The following is a 24660-nucleotide window of genomic DNA, read 5'->3' as shown; positions in this document are numbered from 1 at the left end:
ATTCCCGGCAAGTGAAAGCCTTTTGAAAATCAACTAACGCCCTCCACGACGATGAAAGAAGAATCGCCGAAAGCCATTATTTATGCGCTTGCCGCCAACTTTGGCATTGCCGTCTGCAAGTTCGCCGCTGCGTCGTTCACCGGCTCCGGTTCGATGTTCGCCGAAGCTATTCACTCCACCGCCGACTGCGGTAATCAACTGCTGCTGCTTTTCGGCCTGCGCCAGGCGCGCCGACCCGCAAGCCCTTTGCATCCGATGGGCGGCGGGCGCGAGATCAACTTTTATTCGCTGCTGGTCGCGCTGCTGCTGTTCTTTGTCGGCGGCGCATTTTCAGTGTACGAAGGCGTGCATCGCCTGGTCGCGCGTGAGCCGCTGCAGTATGCGTATGTCGCGCTCGTAGTGCTCGGCGTCTCCGTGGTGCTGGAGGCCTTCTCGCTGTGGGGCGCGATGAAGGAGATCCGCAAGGTGCACCCCGAGAAATCGCTTTGGCGCTGGTTCCGGGAAACGCGCGAGTCCGAGTTGCTGGTGGTCGCGGGCGAGGATATTGCCGCGCTGGCCGGCCTGGGAATGGCCTTCGTGGCCGTGCTGCTCACTTTGGTGACCGGCAATCCTGTCTATGACGCGCTGGGTTCCATCGCCGTTGGTTTGCTGCTGATGGTGATTGCCGGCCTCGTGGCGCGCGAGGTGAAGTCAATGATCGTCGGCGAATCGGCAAGCCCTGAAGTGCGCCGCGCAATCGAGGCGCATTTGCGCGCCCGCGGTGAGATTCGCAGCATCATCAACATGATTACCCTGCAATGGGGACGTCATGTAGTGGTCGCCGTGCAGGCTGAGATGATCGACTACGCGAGCGGCCGCGCGATGGTCGACGCGATCAACGTGATCGAGGCAGATCTGCAAGCCGCATTTCCGCAGGTGCGCTGGGTATTTTTTGAACCAGACGTGCCGCGCGTTTAACCGTGCTTTTTCCGCGCACGTAACTCGCGCAGGGCTTTGCGCGAGTTACGCAATCGACACTTCCTGTAGTGGAAAATAATTTCTTCGCATCTATACTTCTTTCGGCTTGAAGGCGGCACTCTCCCAAACTGCATCACAAGCAAAAGGAAGATCACGATGCTGACTCGCACGTTTAACGCTCTCTCGGTCATTGCACTCGCGGCATGCACAGCCTTTACTTCCGGGCCGGCAAGCGCGGACGACAACGACGCTTTCTCGCATGACGGCGGCGGCTCGCGCGGGCGGCCAGTCAAGGTGATGATTATTTCGATGTTTGGTCCGGAGGGCCAGGTGTGGCTCGATAAGCTCGGGCCATGGCGCGATATTCCGGTAGACGGCCTGTCACCCGATTACCCGGCAGTACATTGCAACCGCCAGGACGTATGCGTAATGACGACCGGCATGGGTCACACGAACGCGGCCGCGTCGATCATGGCATTGACGTTCTCACCGCGATTCGATTTGCGGCATACGTATTTCATGGTGGCGGGTATTGCCGGCATCGATCCTCAACAGGGCACGGTCGGCTCCGCTGCGTGGGCCAAATATCTCGTCGACTTCGGCATTCAATGGGAGATCGACGGGCGCGAGATTCCGGCCGACTGGAATACTGGCTATCTCGGCATCAACACAAAGAGCCCGTCAGAAAAGCCGCCGCTCGATTACCGGACCGAAGTGTTCCAGCTCAATACGCAACTCGCCGATACCGCATTCGCCCTGTCGCGCAATGTGGTGCTTTCCGACAACGCGCAGGCGCAGGCCGCGCGTGCGAAGTATTCATACGCGCCGGCTAATCGTCCGCCGACCGTCATTCAATGCGATACGCTCGCCGGCGATACGTGGTGGTCGGGCACGCTGCTCGGGCAACGGGCTCGCGACTGGACCAAGATCCTGACGGATCAAAAAGGCGTGTATTGCACCACGCAGCAGGAAGACAATGCCACGTACGAAGCGCTAAAACGCGCGGCTTCGGTGCACAAGGTCGATTTGAACCGCGTTGCCGTGGTGCGTGCGGGCTCTGATTTCGACCGTCCGTACGACGGACAGACCAGCGCCGACAACCTGCTGAACTACTCCGCGCAAGGCGGCTTCACGATTGCTCTCGAAAATCTGTACCGCTCGGGTAATCCGCTCGTTCAGGACATTGTCACGCACTGGAGCGAATGGCGCGAGGGCGTGCCCAAACGCTAACCAGCTAATTGCAGTGCGGGCCGCTTCATGCGGCCCGCACTGCAATGGCGCGCGACACTCAATGTTGTGGTGCGCGATACGGTGTCCAGACGGCGGCGTCCGTATCCCAATGATCGAGTTCCGATGGTGTCATGATGTGCTCCTTTTTCTAAAGACTGGAAAGCTAGCGAGGCGATCTGCATTTATTCCGGAAAACTAACGATTCTGGCGTTTGCTTTCCTCTTTGCTCAATGCCCCGCTTGTTGCTCCGCTCGTGCTTTGCTTATTGCCCGTTACTGACCATTCGCCACACGCGTGACGTCGCCGCTCGTGCCTTCCTGCAACGCGATGCGTGCGGCCTGCGTCTGGCCGATCAGACCTTTGTTCGGGTAGCTCGTGCGATTGAGCGCGGGCAACGAACCGTCACGATATGCGGCAACCAATTCAGCCTGCACTTCGGCGCGCGTTTTTCCGCTCGTCGTCGAAGTGGGTTGAGTCTGGTAAGAACCGGCGTGGCCAATGCCGTTGCCGCCGCCGTTGCTTTGTGCAAATACCGGCGCGCTGGCGAGCAGCGAGAGAGCAAGACCTGCGAGAAGATTGCGTTTCATGATTCACTCCTGTCGATTCGTTTGCAGCACGAGGGGTGCTGCGACAGGGTGAAATGTAGACTTCGAGCCGGCCTCGATAAATCGCGCTTTCGCGAAATGAATTGTCGCGATTTCGGAACAATCGCGCGACGACCCCTATAAACACGGGCTCAAACAACAACCGCGGCATTAGCGCCGCGGTTGGAATTCACTGTTCCAGATTTTGTACTTCAATCTAATTGAATTACGCGACCCATTCCGAAATAATCGGCGTGTCGAGTGCCGGAGCCGACTCGCGTTCTTCCAGTGTGCGTTGCGAGCATGTTGCATCGAGCGCACCGCGGCCGCTCAGCAATGGGCAGCGATCGAATACTTCGGCGATCCAGTCTACGAAAACACGGACTTTAGGCGACAGATGCCGACTGTGCGGATAGACTGCGGAAATCGGCATCGGCAAAGGCTTGAGTTCTGGCAGTACTTCAACCAGTTGGCCTGAACGCAGATGCGGCAGCACCATGAAACGAGCCGGCTGAATCAGGCCAAAACCTTCCAGCCCGCAGGTCACGTAGGCATCGGCGTCGTTGACCGACACAATGCCCTTCATTTTTACTTCAACCTCTTTGCCATCAACCATAAACGCCCAGTCGAGCGTGCGTCCCGTACGGCTGGAGAAGTAATTGACTGCTTTGTGATTTTCCAGGTCGTCGAGCGAAGTCGGCATGCCGGCCCGTTCAATGTATTCCGGGGCCGCGCACGTCACGCCCTCGAATAGGCCAATACGCCGCGCCACCAGCGAAGAATCTTGGAGTGCGCCGACGCGCACCACGCAATCCACGCCTTCCTGCAAAAGGTCGACCTGTCTGTCCGACAAGCCGAGTTGCAGGTCGATGTCCGGGTAGCGCGTGTGGAATTCACATAGTTGAGGAATCACCAGCAAGCGGCCGATCGAGCCCGGCATGTCGATGCGCAGCTTGCCATGCGGCTTTTTATTGCCGCTCTGAAAACTGGCCTCGGTCTCTTCGACGTCCGCGAGAATGCGCACGCAGCGCTCGTAATAAGCGGCGCCGTCCGGCGTGAGCGACAGGCGCCGCGTAGTGCGGTGCATGAGCCGCGTGCCGAGGAACGCTTCGAGGTTCTGAATGATCGTGGTAACCGATGCGCGGGGCAGGTCGAGCGTTTCCGCCGCACGGGTAAAGCTGTTGGTGTCGACAACGCGTGTGAACACTTGCATGGCCTGAAGCCGGTCCATTGCAAACCTCCAGAAGGGGCAGGCGTACTGATCAGGATTCGAATCCGCGGAGCAATCGGATGGATTGTTCAGGGGCGCCGAATTGTGTTGCCGGATTATAGGCATTTATTTACGAGTCTGCCGAACCCACAATTCGCACCATTGAAGTTCTTTGCGCATTGCGCGGCTCGACATGCAAGCATTTAAACCGCCGTACTCCTTTGAGCCCACCGGCAGTGCACCGGTAGAGGCCGACAGCACGGCACTCGAAGTCACTGACGTGCAGATAGAAGGGCACGCTCAGGACATCACATTGCGTTTGTACCGGCAGGGAAAGAAAACCGCACTGCCAGTACTGCTTTATTTTCACGGCGGCGGCTTTACGAAGGGATCTATCGATCAAGCCGACTTCGCCTCGCGTTATTTCGCAGAACATTTACCGGCATTGGTGGTGTCGGTCGGTTATTCGCTGGCGCCGGCGTTTCCGTTCCCCGCCGCGCCTGAAGACGCGCATCGCGCGGCATTGTGGGTCCAGACGCGGGCGCGCGCTTTTGGCGGCAATAGCAGAAAGGTTGGCGTAGCGGGCCATGACGCCGGCGGGCAATTGGCCAATTGCCTCGCGTTCATCGCGCGTGATCGCGGCGACGTGCAGATTGCCGCGCAGGCTTTGTTCGGGCCGATGCTGGACCCGAGTCTCACCCGCCTTGGCGACGAAAAGCGCCTCGGCTCGGACATCACGGCGAGAGAGTGCGCGGCTTGTTACCGCGCGTACTTGCCGCAAGCGTCGCAACGCATGCATCCGTATGCGGCGCCGCTCGAATCGTCGCGACTCGCGGGCTTGCCGGCCACGCTGATCGCGACGGCGCAAAACGACGTGCTGCACGTCGAGGCGGAGAAATACGCGAGCAGCCTGATCGACGCAGGTGTGCTGACCCAGGTGGTCCGCTATCCGGCCGTCTCGCATGCGGCGTTGGCCGATCATCCGCCCGCCTTGCAGGAAGCGGTGCGATTTTTTCAGTGGCGCTTCGATGCGCGCGCCCATCGATGAAACACAAATAAGCAGAACTTCAATCAACGATACCGGGAGCTTCAAATGACCATTCTTCCTCTTTCCCGTCGCCGTGTGGCGATAGCCGCGCTAGCCGTGATCGTCGTAGCCGGCCTCGGCACGTTCGGCGCAATTCGTGTCGACGCCAGTTCGCCTGCCGCGCCGACCATCGTGCCGGAAGTCGATGTCGCCACTGTGGTGCAAAAAACCATTACTGACTGGCAGAGCTATTCGGGCCGCCTTGAGGCGGTAGAAAAAGTGGACGTCCGTTCACAGGTGCCTGGCACGATCGTGTCGGTCAACTTCAAGGACGGCGCGCTCGTGAAGAAAGGCGACACGCTGTTCGTGATCGACCCGCGCCCGTATGCGGCGGAAGTGGCCCGAGCGGAAGCGCAGCTCGCGGCCGCGCAGGCGCGCACCGGCTACACGCAAAGCGACTGGGAGCGCGCGCAGCGCCTGATCACCGACAACGCAATCGCGAAGCGTGACTACGACGAGAAGCAGAATGCCGCGCGGGAAGCGAGCGCGAACCTGAAGGCCGCGCAAGCCGCGCTCGAAACCGCGCGCATCAATCTCGGCTACACGAAGATTGTTGCGCCGGTTTCGGGCCGTGTGTCGCGTGCGGAAATCACGGTGGGCAACGTGGTGTCGGCGGGCGCGAGCTCGACGCCGCTCACCACGCTCGTGTCGGTTTCGCCGATCTACGCATCGTTCGACGCCGACGAACAAACGTATCTGCAATACCTGCGTCGTGCAAAAGACGGCGGCAAGGTGCCGGTCGAACTCGGTCTCGCCGACGAAAGCGGCTACTCCCGCAACGGCGTGATCGAGTCGGTAGACAACCGGCTCGATACGTCGTCGGGCACGATTCGCGTTCGCGCGCGTTTCGATAACCAGGACGGCACATTGATTCCGGGCCTCTACGCACGCGTAAAAGTGGGCGGCAGCGAGCCGCATCCCGCGCTGCTGATCGACGACGCCGCCGTGGGCACCGACCAGGACAAGAAGTTCGTGCTGGTGGTCGATCAAAACAATCACGTTGCGTACCGCGAGATTTCCGTCGGCGATATGCAGGGCAACCTGCGCGTCGTGAAGGGCGGACTGAAAGCGGGCGACCGGATCGTCGTCAACGGCATTCAGCGTGTGCGTCCGGGCGATGCAGTGCGCGCGCACATGGTGCCCATGACGACCGACCAGGACCCGAACAGCGCGCCGCTTGCACAGACGCGCGCCAAAGCGGACAAGAATTCGTGAGCGTCGCCGCCGCGGCATTGAACGCGCGGCGCCTTGCTCCAACCGCTTGCTCCAACATCAAGAGCTTCCAATGAACATATCCAAATTCTTCATCGATCGGCCGATCTTTGCGGGCGTGCTATCGGTATTGGTTCTGCTGGCGGGCGTCATTTCGCTCTTCAAGCTGCCGATCTCCGAGTACCCCGAAGTGGTCCCGCCGTCGGTCGTGGTGCACGCGCAGTATCCTGGCGCAAATCCGAAAGTGATCGCGGAAGCCGTCGCTTCGCCGCTCGAAGAGCAGATCAACGGCGTCGAGAACATGCTGTATATGCAGTCGCAAGCAAATAGCGACGGCAATCTCACGCTGACGGTCACGTTCAAGCTCGGCACGAACCCGGACCTCGCGACGCAACTGGTGCAGAACCGCGTGAACCAGGCACTGCCGCGTTTGCCGGAAGACGTCCAACGGCTCGGCGTGACGACGATCAAGAGTTCGCCCACGCTGACAATGGTGGTCCACCTGATCTCGCCGAATAACCGCTACGACATGACGTATCTGCGCAACTACGCGCTGCTGAACGTCAAGGACCGGCTCGCGCGTATTCAGGGCGTCGGCGAGGTTCAATTGTGGGGCTCGGGCGACTACGCAATGCGTGTGTGGCTCGATCCGCAGAAGGTCGCGCAACGCGGTTTGACAGCGACAGAAGTGGTCAACGCGATTCGCGAGCAGAACATTCAGGTGGCGGCCGGTGTGATCGGCGCATCGCCTTCGGTGCCAGGTACGCAATTGCAGTTGTCGGTCAATGCGCGCGGCCGTCTGAAGACCGAGGGCGAATTCGGCGACATCATCGTGAAAACCGCGCCCGATGGCGGCGTGACTTATCTGCGTGACATCGCTCGTGTCGAACTGGCCGCGTCGGAATACGGTCTGCGTTCGTTGCTCGACAACAAGCCGGCGGTTGCGCTCGCAATCAACCAGGCGCCAGGCGCGAACTCGCTCGCGATTTCCGATGAAGTTCGCTCCGCGATGAAGGACCTCGCGCAAGACATGCCCGCGGGCGTCGAATACAAGATCGTCTACGACCCGACGCAGTTCGTGCGCTCGAGTATCGAGGCGGTCGTGCATACGCTGCTCGAAGCAATCGCGCTGGTGGTGATCGTCGTGATCGTGTTCCTGCAGACGTGGCGTGCATCGATCATTCCGTTGATCGCCGTGCCGGTGTCCATTGTCGGTACGTTCTCGCTGTTGCTTGCGTTCGGTTTCTCGATCAATGCGTTGTCGTTGTTCGGCATGGTGCTCGCGATCGGGATCGTGGTGGACGATGCGATCGTGGTGGTGGAGAACGTCGAACGGAATATCGAAAGCGGGCTCAGTGCGCGCGATGCAACCTATAAGGCGATGCAGGAAGTGAGCGGGCCGATTATCGCCATCGCGCTCACGCTCGTCGCCGTGTTCGTGCCGCTCGCGTTCATGACGGGCCTCACGGGTCAGTTCTACAAGCAGTTCGCGATGACCATCGCGATCTCGACGGTGATCTCGGCGTTCAACTCGTTGACGCTGTCGCCGGCGTTGTCCGCCATGCTGCTGCGCGGTCACGGTGCGAAGGAAGACCTGCTGACGCGTGTGATGAACCGCGTGCTGGGCCGCTTTTTCAACGGCTTCAACAAGGTGTTTCATCGCGGCTCGACGGCATACGGCCGCGGCGTGACCGGCGTGCTGCGCCGTAAGGGTGCAATGCTCGCGGTGTACGCGATTCTGCTCGGTGCAACGGTGCTGATCTCGCGTGTCGTGCCGGGCGGCTTCGTGCCCGCGCAGGACAAGGAGTACCTGATTGCGTTCGCGCAGTTGCCGAATGGCGCATCGCTGGATCGTACGGAAAAAGTGATCCGCGACATGAGCGCGATTGCGCTCAAGCAGAAGGGCGTGGAAAGCGCAGTGGCGTTCCCGGGTTTGTCGGTGAACGGCTTCACGAACAGTTCTAGCGCGGGCATTGTGTTCGTCACGCTCAAGCCGTTCAAGGAGCGCGGCGACAAGAAGCTCTCTGCGGGTGCGATTGCCGGCGCGTTGAACCAGCAATATGGTGCGATCAAGGACTCGTTCGTCGCGGTGTTTCCGCCGCCACCTGTGCTCGGTCTCGGCACGCTCGGCGGTTTCAAGATGCAACTGGAGGATCACGGTGCGCTCGGTTACGCGGAACTGAACAAGGCGGCGGAGGCATTCGTGAAGAAGGCCGCGCAAACGCCTGAACTCGGTCCGACCTTCTCCAGCTATCAGATCAACGTTCCGCAATTGAACGTGGACCTCGACCGTGTGAAGGCGAAGCAGCTCGGCGTGCCGGTTACCGACGTGTTCAACACGATGCAGATTTATCTGGGCTCGCTGTATGTGAACGACTTCAACCGCTTTGGCCGCGTGTATCAGGTGCGGGTGCAGGCAGACGCGCCGTTCCGTCAACGCGCCGACGACATCCTGCAACTGAAGACGCGCAATGCCGCGGGCGACATGGTGCCGTTGTCGTCGCTCGTGTCGGTCACGCCGACGTTCGGCCCGGAAATGGTGGTGCGTTACAACGGCTATACCGCAGCGGACATCAACGGTGGACCGGCGCCGGGATTCTCGTCCGGTCAGGCGCAAGCCGCGGCTGAGCGCGTGGCGGCCGAAGTTCTGCCGCGCGGCGTGAAGCTCGAATGGACCGACCTCACGTACCAGCAGATTCTCGCCGGTAATGCGGGCCTGTGGGTGTTCCCGATCAGCGTGTTGCTCGTGTTCCTCGTGCTTGCCGCACTGTACGAAAGCCTGACGCTGCCGCTCGCCGTGATCCTGATCGTGCCGATGAGCGTGCTGTCTGCGCTGACCGGCGTGTGGCTCACGGGCGGCGACAACAACATCTTCACGCAGATCGGCTTGATGGTGCTGGTGGGCTTGTCGGCGAAGAACGCGATTCTGATCGTGGAGTTCGCCCGAGAACTCGAACACGATGGACATACGCCATTGTCGGCGGCGATTGAGGCGAGCCGGCTGCGTCTGCGACCGATTCTGATGACGTCGATCGCGTTCATCATGGGTGTGGTGCCGCTCGTGCTGTCGACCGGAGCCGGTTCGGAAATGCGTCACGCAATGGGTGTCGCGGTGTTCTTCGGCATGCTCGGTGTCACGCTGTTCGGGCTGATGCTCACGCCGGTATTCTATGTGGTGCTGCGTACGTTGGCCGGCGGGACGATTCATGTCGCGCAGAAGGATTCGCCGCGCATTGGCGCACCGGTCACGGACGCCTGAGGAGAAAACAACAATGAAACGCTTTGAAAGTTTGAGTGGATGGGGCCGGGCAGCAGCCAGCGGTTTGCTGCTTGCACTGCTCGCCGCCTGCTCGGTGGAGCCCACCTATAAGCGGCCGGAAGTGGATACGCCCACCGCGTTCAAGGAAGCCCCGGTAGCGGCTTCGGGGGCCTCGGCAGCTTCGGCGCCCTCCGCTGCATCGGCACCGGACGCCGGCACGTGGAAGACGGCGCAACCTGCCGACGACGCGCATCGCGGCGAATGGTGGAAGATTTTCGGCGACGCGCAACTCGACGCGCTCGAAGAGCAGGCGGCCGCCGCGAATCAGGACCTGAAGGCGGCAGCAGCGCGCGTGCAACAGGCCCGTGCGGTCACGCGTGCAGCCAAATCGGACTGGTTCCCGAAGATCGATGCGGGCTTCGGCCCGACTCGCGAACGTGCGTCCGCAGCGTCGCAATTCCAGCCGGATAGCGCGGGCGGCACGACCGGCACCATCTGGCGTGCGCAGGTCGGCGCGTCGTATGAAGCGGATCTGTTCGGGCGTGTCGGCTCTAACGTCAATGCGTCGCGTGCGGACGAGCAGCAAAGCGAAGCGCTGTTCCGCTCGGTGCAGTTGTCGTTGCAGGCCGACGTCGCGCAAAACTATTTCCAGTTGCGCGAACTCGATACCGATCAGGACTTGTACCGCCGCACAGTGGCATTGCGTGAAGATACGTTGAAGCTCGTCGAGCGTCGTTTCAAGGAAGGCGACATCAGCGAGCTCGATGTTTCTCGCGCCCGCAACGAACTTGCGAGTGCGCGTGCGGATGCCGTGGGCGTCGCACGTCAGCGCGCGGCGTCAGAGCATAGTCTCGCGATTCTGCTCGGCAAGCCGCCGGCAGACTTCTCGTTCGCAGAAGCGCCGCTCGTGCCGGTAGCGGCGCGCGTGCCGCCGGGCTTGCCTTCGGCGCTGCTTGAACGGCGGCCGGACGTGTCGGCAGCCGAACGCGCGATGGCGGCGGCAAACGCGCGTGTCGGTCTCGCGAAGTCGGCGTTTTTCCCGAAGCTCGATATCACTGGCGCATTTGGCTATGAGTCGGCAACCTTGGGCAATCTGTTCATGTGGTCGAGCCGCGCGTTCATTCTCGGACCGTTTGCCGGCACTGCATTGACGTTGCCTCTGTTCGACGGCGGCCGGCGTAAGGCGAATCTCGCGCAGGCTCGTGCGAAATACGACGAGGACGTCGCGCAGTATCGTCAGCAGGTTCTGGTCGCGTTCCGCGAAGTCGAGGACAACCTGGCCGACCTGCGCCTGCTCGACGATCAGATGCGCGAGCAGAACAATGCCGTGCAGGCTTCGCAGCGCGCGGCGCGTCTGTCGCGCACGCAGTACACCGAAGGCGCGGTCAGCTATCTGGACGTGATCGACGGCGAGCGGCAGGTGTTGAGTACGCAACTGCAGGCGAGCCACTTGCAGGGCACGCAGGCTGTCGCGACGGTCAACCTGATTCGCGCCCTCGGCGGCGGCTGGGGCGATGTGGCTGCGTCCGACACCGCAGTGGGTTCCGCTGCACCGGCTGCAACGCCGGCTTCGTCAGCGGCGCCTGCCGAGCAGGTGGCCAGGCGCTAGACGTTTTACTGCTGAGGCTGGACCCGAGTGCTGCAAACAGGCCGGATCGCGCGATGAGCGCGGTCCGGCTTTTTTCTGCGCAAATCTTTTTTAGCACTTTCCATTCGAAAATCCGTTCGTAGACCCGTAGGTATCGTGGACTCTATGATGATTCGCACCATGACGCGGGCTGTCGAACAGGCTCGCCGCGAACCAAATCACGTATCGACTACAAGAGTCCACCATGCGCAATTTCGCTTCAAACATGCGGCGTTTTTTTCACGCGCCGGCGCTCGCGCTTGTCAGCGCCTTCGGCTTCGCACTGGCTCTGCCCGCAGCGCCCGCATTCGCAGCGGACGCGCCGACACTGAAAATCGGCACGGCCACGAGTCCGCAAATCGAGGCACTCAAAGTAGCCGTGCGCGAGGCGAAAGAGCAGGGGCTCGACGTGAAGGTCATCGAATTCACAGACTGGAACACGCCGAACGCCGCACTCGCGAATAAGGATATCGACGTCAATTACTTCCAACACATTCCGTTTCTCGAGAACGCGAAGAAGCAGGGCGGCTATAACTTTGTCGCAATTGCCCCTGGCACGATCATGAAGATCGGTCTGTACTCGAAGAAGATCAAACGCTTCGACGAGTTGAAAGACGGCGCGACCGTGGCTATCGCCAATGATCCCGTCAATGGCGGGCGCGGCTTGTTGCTGCTGCAACGCGCGGGGCTCATCAAGCTGACGCCCGGAATCGACTATCGCGCAACTACGCTCGACATTATCGACAACCCCCGGCATCTGAAGATCGTTCAACTCGAAGCATCGCAACTGGCGCGTTCGCTCGACGATGTCGATCTTGCGCAAGGCTATCCGAGCTTCATCAAGCTCGCGGGGACGACGGACCCGAATAGCGCGCTGCTGTTCGACGGTCTGGAGAACAAGAACTACGCAATTCAGTGGGTCGTGCGTCCGGAGAGCGTGAACGATCCGCGCATTCGCAAGTTCATTTCGATCTATCAGCATTCGCCGGCGGTGCGCGCCGCGCTCGACAAAGCATTCGGCACTCTGTACGCGGTCGCCTGGTAAGCGGCGCATTTCGCGCTGATCAGAAACAACAGGAGTGACGCAATGCCGAAGAAGAAGATTCTGTTGAACGCATTCAACATGAATGCAGTGGGCCATATCAATCACGGCTTGTGGACGCATCCACGAGATCGTTCGGCGCATTACACCGATCTCGACTACTGGACGAGTCTTGCGCAAACGCTCGAACGCGGCAAGTTCGACGGGATCTTTCTCGCGGATATTGTCGGCGTGTACGACGTGTATCAGGGCGGCCCGGACACGCCGTTACGCGAAGCCGTGCAGATTCCAATCAACGATCCCTCGCTGATCGTGCCCGCGATGGCGCATGTGACGCGTCATATCGGTTTTGGCGTAACGTCGAATCTGACGTATGAGCCGCCGTATCTGTTCGCGCGGCGCATGTCGACGCTCGACCATCTGACCAAAGGGCGGGTCGGCTGGAATATCGTCACCGGCTATCTGGATAGCGCCGCTCGCGGCATGGGTCTCGCGCAACAGATCAGTCACGATGACCGCTATGACCGTGCCGACGACTATATGGATGTGGTCTACAAGCTCTGGGAACAAAGCTGGGAAGACGACGCGGTGGTGCGCGACCGCGCTTCACGCATCTTCTCGCAACCGGGCAAGGTGCATCGCGTGAAACACGACGGCCCTTTCTATTCCATCGACGCGATTCACTTGAGCGAGCCATCGCCGCAACGCACACCCGTGTTGTATCAGGCCGGATCGTCGAGCCGCGGCGTGGATTTCGCGGCGCGCCATGCGGAGTGCGTGTTTGTCGGCGGACAGAACAAGCAGTTGACGCGTTCGATCGTCGACGACATTCGCGCACGAGCCGTGAGCTTTGGGCGCTCGCCTGACGACATCAAGATCTTCGCGGGCATCACCGTGGTGGTCGGCGAAACCGAACGAGCCGCACAGGAAAAGTTCGAAGAGTACCGGCGCTATGCAAGCGCTGAAGGCGGCATCGCGCATTTTTCCAGCTCGACAGGTATCGACTTTTCGCAATACGAGCTGGATGAGCCGATCTCGTATGTAAAGACGCAATCCATGCAATCGGCGGTCGAAGCCATTTCGAAGAAGAGCGTGAGCGGCGTCTGGACCAAGCGCAAAGTACTCGAACAGATGACGCTCGGCGGTCGCGCAAAACCGGTGGTGGGCTCGCCGCAGCAGATCGCGGACGAACTGGTTTCGTGGATCGACGAAGCGGGCGTCGACGGTTTCAATCTGACACGCACGGTGATGCCGGAATCGTTCGAGGACTTCGTGGACCTCGTCGTGCCGGAGTTGCAGAACCGCGGCGTCTACAAGGAAGACTACGATCCCGCGCCTACGCTGCGGGAGAAGCTGTTCGGCGGCGGCCGCGCGCGTTTACCGGACGTGCATGCCGGCGCACAGCATCGGCGAGCGCCGCAAAGCGGCATCAAACAAACCGTGGAAGCCTGAGAGGAACGAAGCGATGGCTAATCTTTTCGACGTGCCGCAGTTTATCGAAGATGCACCGTCTGCCGCGGCCGATCATCGTGCGAACGCGGCGCCGGCGCAGTCGGCCGTTGTATTCGACCACGTCGGCAAAGTATTCGCGGGGTCCAGCGGTGCCCCGACCGCGGCGCTCGCAGAGGTGACGTTGAACGTTGCGCGCGGCGAGGTGTTCGGCATTATCGGCCGCAGCGGCGCAGGGAAGTCCACGTTGCTGCGGCTCGTGAACGGACTCGAAAAGCCAAGTTCGGGCGCAGTGCGTGTGAATGGAATCAATGTCGGCGAACTCGACGAACGCGGACTCGTGACGCTGCGCCGTCGCATCGGCATGGTGTTTCAGCACTTCAATCTGCTCTCCGCGAAGACCGTGCGCGAGAACATCGCATTGCCGTTGAAGATTGCCGGCGTACCGAAAGCGGCGATCGACAGGAAGGTCGATGCGTTGCTCGAACTGGTCGGCCTCGCGGCAAAGCGGGACGCTTATCCAGCGAGCTTGTCGGGCGGACAGAAGCAGCGTGTCGGCATTGCGCGCGCACTCGTCACGGACCCCGACATTCTGCTGTGCGACGAAGCCACATCCGCACTCGATCCAGAAACGACACAAGCGATTCTCGCGCTGCTGCGCGACATCAACCGTCGGTTAAACCTGACCGTCGTTCTGATCACGCATGAAATGCAGGTGATTCGTGAGGTGTGCGATACGGTCGCCGTGATCGAGCGTGGCCGCGTAGTGGAGACGGGTCCGGTGTGGCGTGTGTTCGGCGAGCCGCAGCACGATGCAACGCGGGCGCTGCTGCGCACGCTGGTTCACGACTTGCCTGCGGATCTTGCCGATCGCGTGAAGCCGCTTGCCGGGATCGCGCAAGCCGACGCGCGCGTTCTGCTCGACGTGCGCTTTACTGGCGGCAATGCACGTGACCCCGACCTCGCCGGTCTGACTTCCGCGCTGAGCATCGACGGAGGCGGCGTGAGCTTCGTGCATGGTGGAATCGACCGCATTCAAGGGCATGCGCAAGGGCGCCTCATCGTGTCCGCGCAGGTCCGCGCAAAGAAGGGCGCCACGGTGCATGCGCAGGTCGCCGCGTTGGTGGAACGCGCGCTCGGCCACGCTAACCACGTCGAGGTATTGGGTTATGTCTGATCTCTGGCTGTCGGAACTCGTCGGGGCGATACGCGATACGGTTGTAATGGTCGGCGTGTCCGCAGTAATCGCGGCACTGGTCGGCATTCCGTTGGCGCTGGTGCTGGTCACGACCACGCGCGGCGGCATCTTCGAAAAGCGCGCGGTGAACAGCACGCTCGGCGCGCTCGTCAATGCGTTTCGCTCGACGCCGTTCATCATTCTGCTGGTCGCGCTGCTGCCCCTCACGCGCTTGCTGATCGGCACGACTATCGGCGTATGGGCGGCAATCGTGCCGCTCAGCATTGCCGCGATTCCGTTCCTCGCCCGCGTAGCCGAAGTGAGCCTGCGCGAAGTGGACCGCGGCCTGATAGAAGCGGCGCAAGCAATGGGTGCACAACGCAGGCATATCATCTGGCATGTGCTGTTGCCCGAAGCTCTGCCAGGCATAGTGGGCGGCTTTACGATCACCGTAGTCGCGATGATCGGATCTTCGGCGATGGCCGGTGCGGTTGGCGCAGGCGGCCTCGGCGATCTTGCGATCCGCTACGGCTATCAGCGTTTCGATACGACGGTAATGGTGACGGTGATCGTGTTGCTGATCGCGATCGTAACTACGGTGCAACTGGTGGGCGATCGCTTCGTGCGGCGACTCGCGCAGCGCGCGTGAGGAGCGCGTTCGCATACTGACTGCCGTGTTCGCGTCGGCCTGCTGATACAGTGCATTCGCATGACGAATGACGCGCGCCCTATCGGTCGCGGACCTCACCGCCTATCATGAAAGCTGCCGGATGCGCCGCAAGCCTCTCGCGAGCCCATTCCACCTGCACTGCAGGGTCGCCTCGAAAACATCATCACGTGGAAACAGCATGAACGATTTTCGCCAGACCGCGGCGCTGCAGACGCGCGAGGCGTCCGCCGCACCAGCCGTGCGCGATCTCGCCGGCCTGCTCGCGGCACTGCATGCGAGCGCCGCGGAGCGCGACCTTGCGGGCGGCCACGCCGCGCAGGAGAAACAGTGGATAGCCGACGCGGGCTTGCTCGCGCTTGCCGTGCCGCGCGAATTCGGCGGCGAGGGCGCTTCGTGGCCGGAAATCTACGACACCATTCGTAAGATCGCGCAGGTGGACAGCGCGCTCGCGCATCTGCTCGGCTTCACGTTCTTGCAAGAGGTCAGCGTCTATGTGTGGGGTAATGCGGAGCAGCGTGCCCGCTACCTGGGCGGTACGGTAAAAGAGCGCTGGTGGTGGGGCAACGCGGTGAATCCGCTCGACACCCGGCTCGTTGCCAACGCAACCGGCGACGGCGGCTATGTTCTGAACGGCGAGAAAGGCTTTTGCTCGGGCACGCGCGGCTCGCACATGATGACGGTCTCCGGACACGACCCGCAGACCGGCAGCACGATGTTCGCAGTCGTGCCGACCACGCGCGAGGGCATCACCGTCAACGAAGACTGGAATCCGATCGGCCAGCGGCAGACCGACAGCGGCAGCGTGTCGTTTGTCCAGGTCCGGGTCGAACCGGAAGAAGTCTTGCAACGTGGCGACACGCCGTATGCGAGTTTGCGCACGCTCGTCTCGCAGCAGGTCATGACCAATCTGTTCGTGGGCATCGCACAAGGCGCGCTCGATGAAGCGCGTGCGTACGTCACGCAATATGGCAAGCCGTGGATGACTTCGGGCGTGGCGAAAGCCACCGACGATCCTTACTTGATCCAGCGTTTTGGCGAGATGCGTATTCAGGCGGTGAGCGCCGAAGCGCTGGCCGTGCGCGCCGCGCAAGCGCTCGATGCCGCGTGGCGCGAAGGCCCGTCGCTTTCCGCCGAAGCGCGAGCCCACGTTGCGCTCGCTACTTCAGAGGCGAAAATCGTCGCGCATCGTGCGGCGCTCGACGTCAGCGAAAAACTGTTCGACGTCTGCGGCGCGCGCGCCACACATGCGCCGCTCGCGCTCGATCGTTTCTGGCGCAACGCCCGCGTGCACACGCTGCACGATCCGCTCGACTATCGCGTGCGCGATGTCGGCCGTTATGCACTCAGCGGGACATTGCCGGAAGTTTCTTTGTACACTTGAGGCGGTCCGCGGTGCAGCCAGTCTGCGCCGCGTTTATTCCTTCTCAAGAGATCTCCGGATTGCAGTTCAAATTACCGACCACGGCAACAGCGCCGTTTTGCCCGTCTGAAGTGCAAGGCTCGGTCGCCGTCTCGCAAGGCGCGCCTTTCTGGAAAAAGATCCTGCAGTTCGCCGGCCCCGGTCTGCTGGTTTCCATCGGCTATATGGACCCGGGCAACTGGGCGACCGACATTGAAGCCGGCTCGCGTTACGGCTACAGCCTGCTGTTCGTCGTCATGCTGTCGAGTCTCGCGGCGATGGCGTTGCAATGTCTGAGCATGCGCCTGGGTATCGTGACGGGGCGCGATCTGGCCGAATTGTCGAGGGCGCGTTATTCGCCTGCGGTCGCGCGAGGGCAATGGTTTCTTGCCGAGCTTTCGATCGTCGCGTGCGATCTCGCGGAAGTGCTGGGCGGCGCGCTCGCTTTTCATCTGCTCTTCAAATGTTCGCTTACCACGGGCGTGCTGCTGACCGCGTTCGACACGTTGATCGTGCTCGGCCTGAAGGGCAAGAACTTCCGCGATCTGGAAGCGATCATGCTTGGACTGATCGCGACGATCGGCGTCGGGTATATCGTCGAACTCGCACTCGTGAAGCCGCATTGGCCGTCGGTCGCGCAAGGGCTGATTCCGTCGTGGCAGGCGTTGAGCTCGCGCGAACCGGTGTATCTCGCGATCGGCATTCTCGGCGCGACGGTCATGCCGCATAACCTGTATCTGCATTCGTCAATCGTGCAAACGCGAGCGGTGAAGCGCGATCCGGCGAGCATCGGCTCCGCGATCGGCATGTCGCGCATCGATACCATCGTGTCGCTGCTGCTGGCGCTTATGATCAACATGGCGATCCTGATTCTCGCGGCCGCCGCGTTTCATGCGACCGGCCATAATCAGGTCACCGAAATCGAAGACGCCTACAAGCTGCTCGCGCCGATTGTCGGCACCGGCTTCGCGGCGGTGCTGTTCGCGATCACGCTGCTCGCGTCGGGACAAAGTTCGACCTTCACCGGCACGGTTGCCGGGCAGGTCATCATGGAAGGCTTCCTGAAGCTGAAGATTCCGTGCTGGCAGCGGCGCTTCATCACGCGGGCGCTTGCGTTGATTCCCGCACTGATCGGCGTGCAGATGATGGGCAACGGCGCGGTGGGCAAGCTGCTCGTCGCGAGTCAGGTCGTGCTCAGCCTGCAATTGCCGTTCGCGCTTTATCCGCTGATCCGCATGACCGGCGACCGCTCGCTGATGGGCGAGTTCGCTAATACGCTGCTCACGCGGATCGTCGCGTGGACGCTGTTCGCGGTGATTACCGCGGCGAACCTGTGGCTCGTCGTGCAGACGGTGGGACTCGTTGGAGACTGAAGGGGCGAAGTGCGGCGCGGCCTGATGCATCGCCGCGTTGCCGCGCGAAGAGCGCGAACGTCGAACAAAAAAAGGTCCGCGCAAACTGGCGGACCTTTTACTTTAAGGCTTCGGATTCGAATCGGGCGGACCAGCCGTCATCGGATTTCAATCTGGCAAGCCGCGTGGCTCAGGCGGCCTGGGCGACCTGCGCGGCTTCGAGTGCTTCCTGACGAGCGGCTGCGGCTTTCTTCGTCTTGCCGGCACGCGACGGCGGCTGGCATGCGCCGCACACGACGTTGTGCTGCAGGTCGTGCTTGTGTGCGACGAACTTGCCGGTGCAACGGCAGCACTTCGTCAACTGCAGGATGTCAGCGTCGAAGAAACGCACCAGCGTCCAGGCGCGCGTCAGGTCGAGCACCGGTTCGGTTTCGCTGTGCTTGCAGTGTTCGAGATACAGCCGATACCCTTTGGTCAGCGCATCGAGATGCGAGCAACGCGCTTCGTTCTTCAGGAACAGGTACGTGTTGTAGAACAGCGACGCGTGAATGTTCGCAAGCCACGTCATGTACCAGTCCGCCGAGAACGGCAGCATGCCCTTGGGCGGCGATACGCCCTTCACCTCGCGGTACAGGCGGATCATGCGGTCACGCGAGAGCGTCAACTCGCTCTCGAGCACCTGCATGCGTGCGCCGAGTTCGATCAACGCGATCGCACGAAACACTTCTTGTGCATCTTCCGTCAGGCTACGCTTGAGCATCGCAGTCACCCTATTAGGCAAATTGCTCAGCGGGCTGGCCTGCAAGCAGGATCGCCGCGTGAGTCGGTGCAACTGCGGTGTGCTTCGTCGTCTGCGTCAACGCCGACAGCATCGAGTGGTCGTTGAAGCGGAAGAAACACAACAGCTGATCGGAAGACGCCAGCTTGACGATCTGTGCGAGCGACAGCCCGGCAAGCAGATCAGCCAGTTCCGACGACAAACCCAGACGGAACATTCCGATCGGTTTGTCCTCACGCAACATACGTTGCGCAAGCATGATGTACGACAGGTTAATCTCGCGGATTGAGTCCAGCGTCTCGCTGCTACGGTCCATTTTCTCTGTTTCCGAAGCCCCGAATTACTATGTCGGCTTTTTGCCGTTATGTCTTTTATGCCTCGCCGAAAACGTTGTCCTTCGGCTACAAGTCGTCCCTGATACACATGGCGACCTTTTGATACATCGCGTTACATTTCGTAACAGCTTGGGACGAATTGTATGAAGGGCAAAACCAGAAATCAATCCCTTCTCAAAAAAATATCTCGAAAAAGTACATGAAATTTCGGTAAGAATTTCATGGGCCTGTAATGGGCCGCGCTGGACGCCTTTTCCGCCTTGTCGAGCTTTCGTCAGATCCATGAAAACCCTTGTGCGGCGGGGATTAGACCGTGTCGTCCGCGCAACACCGAGGCGGTTCGGAGAGAACCGGTAATTAAGACTGAATGGAAACGAAGCGAAAAGTGCGCGCTGAGTCGTGTAATTACTACCTTCCGATTTCCCGTTTCAGGGACGGACCGATTTTGTAACGAAAAGATGGCGCCCCGGTTACAAACTCAGCGAGTTTGTAACCGGATCGGTAAGAATTAGCAGCCCGTCGGGCGAACTCGCTCGACTTCGAGCCCAAACGCGGGCCGCAGGCGCGTGCCGAGCACGTTTCCAATGAAGGCGGCGACGAGCCACAGCCAGCCGTGGAGGCTGCCTGAGACGATGCCGCTGAAGTAGGCGCCGATGTTACAACCATAGGCGAGGCGGGCACCGTAGCCGAGCAGGAGGCCGCCGACGACAGCCGCGATCAGCGAGCGCGCCGGCACTTTCCAGACCGGTGCGTAGCGGCCGGCGAGCGCGGCGGCGGCCATGGCGCCGAGAATGATGCCGACGTCCATCACCGTGGTGACGTCATGTGTAACAGGCGCTGCCAGCGCGCCCGCGTTCGCGCGGGTCGCCCAGTACGGCCAGCTCGCCACGTCCACGCCCAGCGCGGCAAAAAGCTTGGCGCCCCACAACGCGAACGCCGAGGTCACGCCCCACGGACGGCCCGACAGCGCGAGCGTCGCGAAGTTGAGCAGCACAAGCGCGAGCGCGCCGACAAAGAGCGGCCACGGCCCTTGCAGCCAAGGCGATGCGCGCGGCGCACGTGCCGGCTCGTTGACGAGGCGCCCGTGCCGCCGCCGTTCGACGATGACGGTCAGCGCCGCGATCGCCGCGAAAATGACCAGGTTCAGCGCGATCGCGGCGCCGGCGCCGAGCGTGTTGACCATCGACAGCGGCTTCAAGGCGGGCAGGGCGGTCCAGAACGGCATGTGCGCGGTCGCCACCACCGAGCCCGTTACAAATGCCGCGAGCGTGACGATCATCCGCGTGCTGCCGCCGCCGACGGTGTACAGCGTGCCGGACGCGCAGCCGCCACCCAGCTGCATGCCGATACCGAACATAAAGGCCCCGACGAGGACGGACGTGCCGGCGGGCGCAACGAGCCCCACCACCGGATGGCCGAACAAGGTCCCCGACGCGAGCACCGGGAAGAACAGCACGACGCCCACGGCGAGCATCAGCATTTGCGCGCGAAGCCCGGCGCCGCGGCCGTCGGCGATAAATACCCGCCACGCCGACGTGAAACCGAACGCCGCGTGATAGAGCGACATGCCGAGCAGTGCACCGACTATATAGAGCGCGGCCTGACGGCCACTGACGGTCTGAGCCAGATACACGGCACCGAGCGCGATCAGAAGGAGAGCCGCGGCAAGCGGTTTCGGGTTGAGGTCGAAACGGCGTGGCGCGGGAGAAAGAGTAGAGGAAAGTTCGGACATGATGAGATTGACCGTCAACGCACGCGCGCCGGCGGCCCGGCGGGCGGCTGGCGAGCGTTGTTGGCAGACGAGCGAAAGCGCAATGAGGATCGAAAAAGATAGCACGGAGTGCATATCCTCGCAGGCGCGGGGCGCGTCGCTGTTTGTCACCGTTTGCCGCTGCCGCGCCCGATGGCGCCGACGCCGCCGCCCGTAACCCCTCACGTGCCGGCGGTCGCCCCGTGCACGCCGTCTGAGCGCCGGTTGTCGGTCAAGCCGTGCAATGCGGCTGCGGTCTGCGGATCGGCCGGAAAGAACGCTTCAATCGCCAGTTCCGACAGAGTGACGTCCACCGGCGTGCCGAACACCGTCGTCGTGCTGAAAAACGACAGCACGCCAAGCGGCGTGCGCAGACGCAGCGGCACCGCAATCTGGTTGAGCGGGCTCTCGCCGGGCTCGGGCGGCTGCGCGCCCGGCGGCGTTGGATAGGCCGCCAGTTCGTCGCGCAACGCGCTGAGCGTTTGGTCGGCGCTTACGTCGATCTGCCGTTGCAGCCGCGCGAGCACGTGCTCCCGCCACGCATGCCAGTTGACGATGGACGAAGCAATGCCTTCCGGATGCAGGCTCAGGCGCAACGCATTCACAGGCGGCTTCAGCAGATCGGGACTCGCGCCCGACAGGAGCGGCCCGAGCGCGTTATTCGTGGCGACGATGTTCCAGTGCCGGTCGACGGCGAGCGCCGGATACGGTTCGTGGCCCTTCAGCACCAGCTCGACGGCTTCGCGGGCAGCGCTCAGTTGCGGATCCGATAGCGGACGCTCGCGAAACAGCGGCGCGTAACCGGCCGCGACGAGCAACGCATTCCGTGCGCGCAGCGGCACGTCGAGGCGCTCGGCAAGATGCATGACCATCTCGCGGCTCGGCATTGCGCGGCCGGATTCGACGAAGCTCAGATGCCGCGTCGAGATGTCGGCTTCGGCGGCGAGCAGCAACTGACTCATCCGTCGCCGCTGCCGCCATTCACGCAGCAGATCGCCGACGGTGCGGCTGGTCGCGGGCCGTGTCGACGGGGCGCTTTGCGCAGAAGAAAGTGTGTTCATGCCAACGATGATAGCTAAAGCGCCGCGCCGATCCATTACCTGCGAGGTAATGCGCTCGACGCATTGCCGCGCACTAACGCCGGGACCGCCGGGACGCGCCGCACAACGATTACCTGCGACGTAATCGACGCGCGGCCCGCTAACCGCGAATCTTCACTCCGAGCCCGCCGCATGCGACGTGTATGCCGAGCGTAGCGCTCAGTCATTGCCAATCAAGGAGTTGCAGATGAACGCGCATACCGATCTGATCGACCGTTATTTCGACGCATGGAACGAGACCGATGGCGAGCGCCGTCGCAAGCTGATCGCCGCGACATGGGCGACCGACGCCGACTACCGCGACCCGCTGATGGCTGGCTCCGGCCACGAGGGCATCGACGCGATGATCCGCGCGGTCTAGGAGCGCTTTGCGCATCACACGTTTCGCCGCGCGACCGACGTGGACGGGTTCGGCAACCGTCTGCGCTTTTCGTGGGCACTCGTCACGCCCGACGGCGAGGCGATCGTCAAGGGCTCCGACTTCGGCGTGGTCGACGCGCACGGCCGTCTGCAGGCGGTGACCGGCTTCCTCGATCAGGTGCCCACGGGCGCCTGATCGTACAGCGCCCGCTGCTTCGCTACTGTCATCTTTGCGTGGAGACGATCATGCACGAGCCCGTCATCAAGTTTGCGCGATACGCACACGGCATCGACGCGCTGTGCGGCGCGATCGCCGGCTTCGCGCTGCTCGCCGGCCCGCGGGCATTCATGTTTACCGCGTTACTCGGCTGGCGCGAACCAGTGGCGGGCGGCGCGGGCCTGATGCTGCTCGCGGCCGTCGGATGGTTGCGGTGGCGTTGCGGCGGCGCGCTGCGAGGCGTGGGCGGCACGTCGGGCACTCTTCACTGGAATCTCCCGGAAACGCGCAACGTTGCTTGCTACAATCGATTGCCGCAATGCGAGCCATTCGAATAACCGCAAGCAACTTGCATGGAGACACAGTGCTTAAGAATCTCGATCCTCTGCTCAACGCCGACATACTGCATGCCCTGCGCTCAATGGGACACGGCGACGAGCTCGTTATTTGCGACGCCAACTTTCCGGCCAACTCCGTCGCGCGTTCCTCGGTGCTCGGCAAGCTGCTTCGTCTCGACGGCGTGAACTCGCCGCGTGCGATCCGCGCCGTGCTCTCGGTCATGCCGCTCGATACGTTCATCGACCAACCCGCATCGCGCATGGAAGTGGTCGGCGAGCCGCATACCATTCCCGCCGTGCAGCGCGAGGCGCAGGCCGAGGTCAATGCCGCCGAAGGGCGCGACGTGCCGTTTGCGTCCATCGAACGGTTCGCGTTTTATGAGCGCGCGCGCAAGGCGTATTGTGTGATCGCCACCGGCGAGGAGCGCGGCTATGGGTGCTTCGTCTTCACAAAGGGCGTTCTGCTCGCGCCGGACGCCCCTCGCTCGTAGTCGCCAGTCTGCCGCTTTGGGTCGTTCAAATGCTTGCCCGTCTTGGAAAGCGCGGGCAATGCACATATGCTCAGAGGCAAAGTAGGGAACTGCGGCCTTTTAGTCGGGTCTGCTGCTTATTCATCTACAGGAGTCCCCCATGACGCGTCCCGTCGATTCCGGCGTTATTCTCATCGCACGCATTGCTCTCGCTGTTCTGTTTCTATGGGGCGGTGTGATGAAACTGCTGGGCTATGCGGGCTTTGTCGGCTACCTGCACTCCAAGGGCGTGCCCTTCGTGCAGATCGCCGCGCCGATCGCCACCGCGGTCGAGGCAGTGGGCGGGCTCCTGCTGATAGTCGGCTTCAAGGTGCGCCCGCTCGCGCTGATCATGGCGGTTTATACGGTGGCCACGGCTGTCCTGGGTCACGACTTCTGGAACGTGACGGACGCCGCCTTGCAGCGCGACATGGTGATCCATTTCTGGAAAAACATTGGGATCGCCGGCGGTTTTCTGCTGCTGTTCGTGACCGGCGCGGGGCGTATCAGTATCGACGGTGCGCGCGCGCCGCGCAGCGGGTTGGGTCTCTGAGCGCACCACGCTCGGCGATTCCCCGCTGGTTTTGCCTGACTGACGTATTCCGGCTGCAAACAAGGGAGTAAATATGATTCAAAGTTTCGAGCAATCCATTGGCGGCAAAGTGTTGCAGTTGTGCGCGAGTCTTGGAGAAGGGCCCACGCCGCATCGCGTGATCATCAGCCTCGCCGAGTCCGCAAAAACACTCGTGGTGCTGGATGCGTCCGGCTTCCTGAGCGCAATCAAGGCCGAGATCGAGGAGCCCGAAAAACTGATTGCCGACGCAATCAGCAAGGCGCAAAGCGAAGGCCTGATCGAAGCCGCGATCAATACCGGAACGATTCAGGAGGCGTCGCTGTAGCGCGCCCGGCTGCTTTACGCACGCGGTCTTATTCACCGCTGACAATTCTGTCGACGACCCCCGAGGCGCCCGAGCCGCGGGGGTCGTTTTTTCATGTGTCGTCGGCATAGGCCGTTTGG

22 protein-coding genes and 1 pseudogene are annotated in these 24660 nt (G+C 61.9%); 17 read left to right on the top strand and 6 right to left on the bottom strand.

Going from position 1 to position 24660, the window contains the following annotated elements; all coding sequences use genetic code 11:
• Positions 1 to 51 precede the first annotated feature (51 nt).
• Positions 52 to 957, top strand: a complete 906-nt coding sequence (locus J2W46_RS11190; protein ID WP_310353659.1) for a cation diffusion facilitator family transporter — start codon at positions 52 to 54, stop codon at positions 955 to 957.
• Between the two features lie 156 nt (positions 958 to 1113).
• Complete coding sequence (locus J2W46_RS11185) at positions 1114 to 2187, top strand: purine-nucleoside phosphorylase (RefSeq protein WP_310353655.1); 1074 nt, start codon at positions 1114 to 1116, stop codon at positions 2185 to 2187.
• 272 nt (positions 2188 to 2459) lie between these two features.
• On the opposite strand, the gene J2W46_RS11180 is transcribed toward J2W46_RS11185, so the two are convergent.
• Positions 2460 to 2774 carry a DUF4148 domain-containing protein gene (locus tag J2W46_RS11180; protein ID WP_020068226.1) on the bottom strand — a complete coding sequence of 105 codons (315 nt, stop codon included), beginning with the start codon at positions 2772 to 2774 and terminating at the stop codon, positions 2460 to 2462.
• 223 nt (positions 2775 to 2997) lie between these two features.
• Positions 2998 to 4002: a LysR family transcriptional regulator gene (locus J2W46_RS11175; RefSeq protein ID WP_020068227.1), complete on the bottom strand. Its 1005-nt coding sequence runs from the start codon at positions 4000 to 4002 to the stop codon at positions 2998 to 3000.
• 172 nt (positions 4003 to 4174) lie between these two features.
• Between J2W46_RS11175 and J2W46_RS11170 the strand changes: the two genes are divergently transcribed.
• The 10 genes from J2W46_RS11170 (at position 4175) to J2W46_RS11125 (ending at position 18276) form a co-directional block, all read left to right on the top strand.
• Complete coding sequence (locus J2W46_RS11170) at positions 4175 to 5029, top strand: alpha/beta hydrolase (protein ID WP_027777587.1); 855 nt, start codon at positions 4175 to 4177, stop codon at positions 5027 to 5029.
• 45 nt (positions 5030 to 5074) lie between these two features.
• The gene (locus J2W46_RS11165; protein WP_020068229.1) at positions 5075 to 6283 is read left to right on the top strand and encodes an efflux RND transporter periplasmic adaptor subunit; all 1209 of its coding nucleotides are present in this window, start codon (positions 5075 to 5077) and stop codon (positions 6281 to 6283) included.
• A gap of 70 nt (positions 6284 to 6353) precedes the next feature.
• Positions 6354 to 9539: an efflux RND transporter permease subunit gene (locus J2W46_RS11160; RefSeq protein ID WP_310353650.1), complete on the top strand. Its 3186-nt coding sequence runs from the start codon at positions 6354 to 6356 to the stop codon at positions 9537 to 9539.
• 13 nt (positions 9540 to 9552) lie between these two features.
• Positions 9553 to 11148, top strand: a complete 1596-nt coding sequence (locus J2W46_RS11155; RefSeq protein ID WP_087753869.1) for an efflux transporter outer membrane subunit — start codon at positions 9553 to 9555, stop codon at positions 11146 to 11148.
• A 223-nt stretch (positions 11149 to 11371) separates the two neighbouring features.
• Positions 11372 to 12211 carry a MetQ/NlpA family ABC transporter substrate-binding protein gene (locus tag J2W46_RS11150; RefSeq protein WP_310353645.1) on the top strand — a complete coding sequence of 280 codons (840 nt, stop codon included), beginning with the start codon at positions 11372 to 11374 and terminating at the stop codon, positions 12209 to 12211.
• A gap of 42 nt (positions 12212 to 12253) precedes the next feature.
• Complete coding sequence (locus J2W46_RS11145; RefSeq protein ID WP_310353644.1) at positions 12254 to 13660, top strand: LLM class flavin-dependent oxidoreductase; 1407 nt, start codon at positions 12254 to 12256, stop codon at positions 13658 to 13660.
• Between the two features lie 13 nt (positions 13661 to 13673).
• Positions 13674 to 14834 (top strand): methionine ABC transporter ATP-binding protein, encoded by a 1161-nt coding sequence (locus J2W46_RS11140; RefSeq protein WP_310353641.1) that lies wholly within the window; start codon positions 13674 to 13676, stop codon positions 14832 to 14834.
• Positions 14827 to 15483, top strand: coding sequence for a methionine ABC transporter permease (locus J2W46_RS11135; protein WP_020068235.1), 657 nt, complete (start codon positions 14827 to 14829; stop codon positions 15481 to 15483). Before J2W46_RS11140 ends, J2W46_RS11135 begins: the two co-directional genes overlap by 8 nt.
• A 199-nt stretch (positions 15484 to 15682) precedes the next feature.
• Positions 15683 to 16885, top strand: coding sequence for an acyl-CoA dehydrogenase family protein (locus J2W46_RS11130; RefSeq protein ID WP_310353639.1), 1203 nt, complete (start codon positions 15683 to 15685; stop codon positions 16883 to 16885).
• A 59-nt stretch (positions 16886 to 16944) separates the two neighbouring features.
• Positions 16945 to 18276 (top strand): Nramp family divalent metal transporter, encoded by a 1332-nt coding sequence (locus J2W46_RS11125; RefSeq protein ID WP_087753864.1) that lies wholly within the window; start codon positions 16945 to 16947, stop codon positions 18274 to 18276.
• Between the two features lie 169 nt (positions 18277 to 18445).
• Here the strand turns inward: J2W46_RS11125 and flhC are convergent, their stop codons facing one another.
• The 4 genes from flhC to J2W46_RS11105 all read right to left on the bottom strand — a co-directional run bounded on the left by flhC (position 18446) and on the right by J2W46_RS11105 (position 22179).
• The gene (flhC, locus tag J2W46_RS11120; protein WP_020068238.1) at positions 18446 to 19015 is read right to left on the bottom strand and encodes a flagellar transcriptional regulator FlhC; all 570 of its coding nucleotides are present in this window, start codon (positions 19013 to 19015) and stop codon (positions 18446 to 18448) included.
• Positions 19016 to 19028: 13 nt separating this feature from the next.
• Positions 19029 to 19349 carry a flagellar transcriptional regulator FlhD gene (gene flhD / locus J2W46_RS11115; protein WP_020068239.1) on the bottom strand — a complete coding sequence of 107 codons (321 nt, stop codon included), beginning with the start codon at positions 19347 to 19349 and terminating at the stop codon, positions 19029 to 19031.
• A 527-nt stretch (positions 19350 to 19876) separates the two neighbouring features.
• Positions 19877 to 21100: a YeeE/YedE family protein gene (locus tag J2W46_RS11110; RefSeq protein WP_027777596.1), complete on the bottom strand. Its 1224-nt coding sequence runs from the start codon at positions 21098 to 21100 to the stop codon at positions 19877 to 19879.
• Positions 21101 to 21300: 200 nt separating this feature from the next.
• Positions 21301 to 22179, bottom strand: coding sequence for a helix-turn-helix domain-containing protein (locus J2W46_RS11105; RefSeq protein WP_227471152.1), 879 nt, complete (start codon positions 22177 to 22179; stop codon positions 21301 to 21303).
• Positions 22180 to 22405: 226 nt separating this feature from the next.
• Between J2W46_RS11105 and J2W46_RS11100 the strand changes: the two are divergent.
• From J2W46_RS11100 to J2W46_RS11080, 5 genes and pseudogenes are all read left to right on the top strand, one after another.
• Positions 22406 to 22774, top strand: a pseudogene (locus J2W46_RS11100) (nuclear transport factor 2 family protein).
• Positions 22775 to 22824: 50 nt separating this feature from the next.
• Positions 22825 to 23133, top strand: coding sequence for a hypothetical protein (locus tag J2W46_RS11095; RefSeq protein ID WP_310353631.1), 309 nt, complete (start codon positions 22825 to 22827; stop codon positions 23131 to 23133).
• Between the two features lie 26 nt (positions 23134 to 23159).
• Positions 23160 to 23624, top strand: coding sequence for an RbsD/FucU family protein (locus J2W46_RS11090; protein ID WP_310353629.1), 465 nt, complete (start codon positions 23160 to 23162; stop codon positions 23622 to 23624).
• A gap of 139 nt (positions 23625 to 23763) precedes the next feature.
• Positions 23764 to 24195 (top strand): DoxX family protein, encoded by a 432-nt coding sequence (locus tag J2W46_RS11085; protein WP_020068245.1) that lies wholly within the window; start codon positions 23764 to 23766, stop codon positions 24193 to 24195.
• 73 nt (positions 24196 to 24268) lie between these two features.
• Positions 24269 to 24541, top strand: a complete 273-nt coding sequence (locus J2W46_RS11080) for a hypothetical protein (protein WP_020068246.1) — start codon at positions 24269 to 24271, stop codon at positions 24539 to 24541.
• Positions 24542 to 24660: the final 119 nt, after the last annotated feature.

Source organism: Paraburkholderia strydomiana (assembly GCF_031456815.1).
GTDB lineage: Bacteria > Pseudomonadota > Gammaproteobacteria > Burkholderiales > Burkholderiaceae > Paraburkholderia > Paraburkholderia caledonica.
This window is presented reverse-complemented; position numbering and strand designations above follow the sequence as displayed.

What these genes read in the sequence shown, in the direction of transcription:
- J2W46_RS11190 (WP_310353659.1), top strand. Translation starts at nt 52, where the DNA reads ATGAAAGAAGAATCGCCGAAAGCCATTATTTATGCGCTTGCCGCCAAC.
- J2W46_RS11185 (WP_310353655.1), top strand. Translation starts at nt 1,114, where the DNA reads ATGCTGACTCGCACGTTTAACGCTCTCTCGGTCATTGCACTCGCGGCA.
- J2W46_RS11180 (WP_020068226.1), bottom strand. Translation starts at nt 2,774, where the DNA reads ATGAAACGCAATCTTCTCGCAGGTCTTGCTCTCTCGCTGCTCGCCAGC.
- J2W46_RS11175 (WP_020068227.1), bottom strand. Translation starts at nt 4,002, where the DNA reads ATGGACCGGCTTCAGGCCATGCAAGTGTTCACACGCGTTGTCGACACC.
- J2W46_RS11170 (WP_027777587.1), top strand. Translation starts at nt 4,175, where the DNA reads ATGCAAGCATTTAAACCGCCGTACTCCTTTGAGCCCACCGGCAGTGCA.
- J2W46_RS11165 (WP_020068229.1), top strand. Translation starts at nt 5,075, where the DNA reads ATGACCATTCTTCCTCTTTCCCGTCGCCGTGTGGCGATAGCCGCGCTA.
- J2W46_RS11160 (WP_310353650.1), top strand. Translation starts at nt 6,354, where the DNA reads ATGAACATATCCAAATTCTTCATCGATCGGCCGATCTTTGCGGGCGTG.
- J2W46_RS11155 (WP_087753869.1), top strand. Translation starts at nt 9,553, where the DNA reads ATGAAACGCTTTGAAAGTTTGAGTGGATGGGGCCGGGCAGCAGCCAGC.
- J2W46_RS11150 (WP_310353645.1), top strand. Translation starts at nt 11,372, where the DNA reads ATGCGCAATTTCGCTTCAAACATGCGGCGTTTTTTTCACGCGCCGGCG.
- J2W46_RS11145 (WP_310353644.1), top strand. Translation starts at nt 12,254, where the DNA reads ATGCCGAAGAAGAAGATTCTGTTGAACGCATTCAACATGAATGCAGTG.
- J2W46_RS11140 (WP_310353641.1), top strand. Translation starts at nt 13,674, where the DNA reads ATGGCTAATCTTTTCGACGTGCCGCAGTTTATCGAAGATGCACCGTCT.
- J2W46_RS11135 (WP_020068235.1), top strand. Translation starts at nt 14,827, where the DNA reads ATGTCTGATCTCTGGCTGTCGGAACTCGTCGGGGCGATACGCGATACG.
- J2W46_RS11130 (WP_310353639.1), top strand. Translation starts at nt 15,683, where the DNA reads ATGAACGATTTTCGCCAGACCGCGGCGCTGCAGACGCGCGAGGCGTCC.
- flhC (WP_020068238.1), bottom strand. Translation starts at nt 19,015, where the DNA reads ATGCTCAAGCGTAGCCTGACGGAAGATGCACAAGAAGTGTTTCGTGCG.
- flhD (WP_020068239.1), bottom strand. Translation starts at nt 19,349, where the DNA reads ATGGACCGTAGCAGCGAGACGCTGGACTCAATCCGCGAGATTAACCTG.
- J2W46_RS11110 (WP_027777596.1), bottom strand. Translation starts at nt 21,100, where the DNA reads ATGTCCGAACTTTCCTCTACTCTTTCTCCCGCGCCACGCCGTTTCGAC.
- J2W46_RS11105 (WP_227471152.1), bottom strand. Translation starts at nt 22,179, where the DNA reads ATGAACACACTTTCTTCTGCGCAAAGCGCCCCGTCGACACGGCCCGCG.
- J2W46_RS11095 (WP_310353631.1), top strand. Translation starts at nt 22,825, where the DNA reads ATGCACGAGCCCGTCATCAAGTTTGCGCGATACGCACACGGCATCGAC.
- J2W46_RS11085 (WP_020068245.1), top strand. Translation starts at nt 23,764, where the DNA reads ATGACGCGTCCCGTCGATTCCGGCGTTATTCTCATCGCACGCATTGCT.
- J2W46_RS11080 (WP_020068246.1), top strand. Translation starts at nt 24,269, where the DNA reads ATGATTCAAAGTTTCGAGCAATCCATTGGCGGCAAAGTGTTGCAGTTG.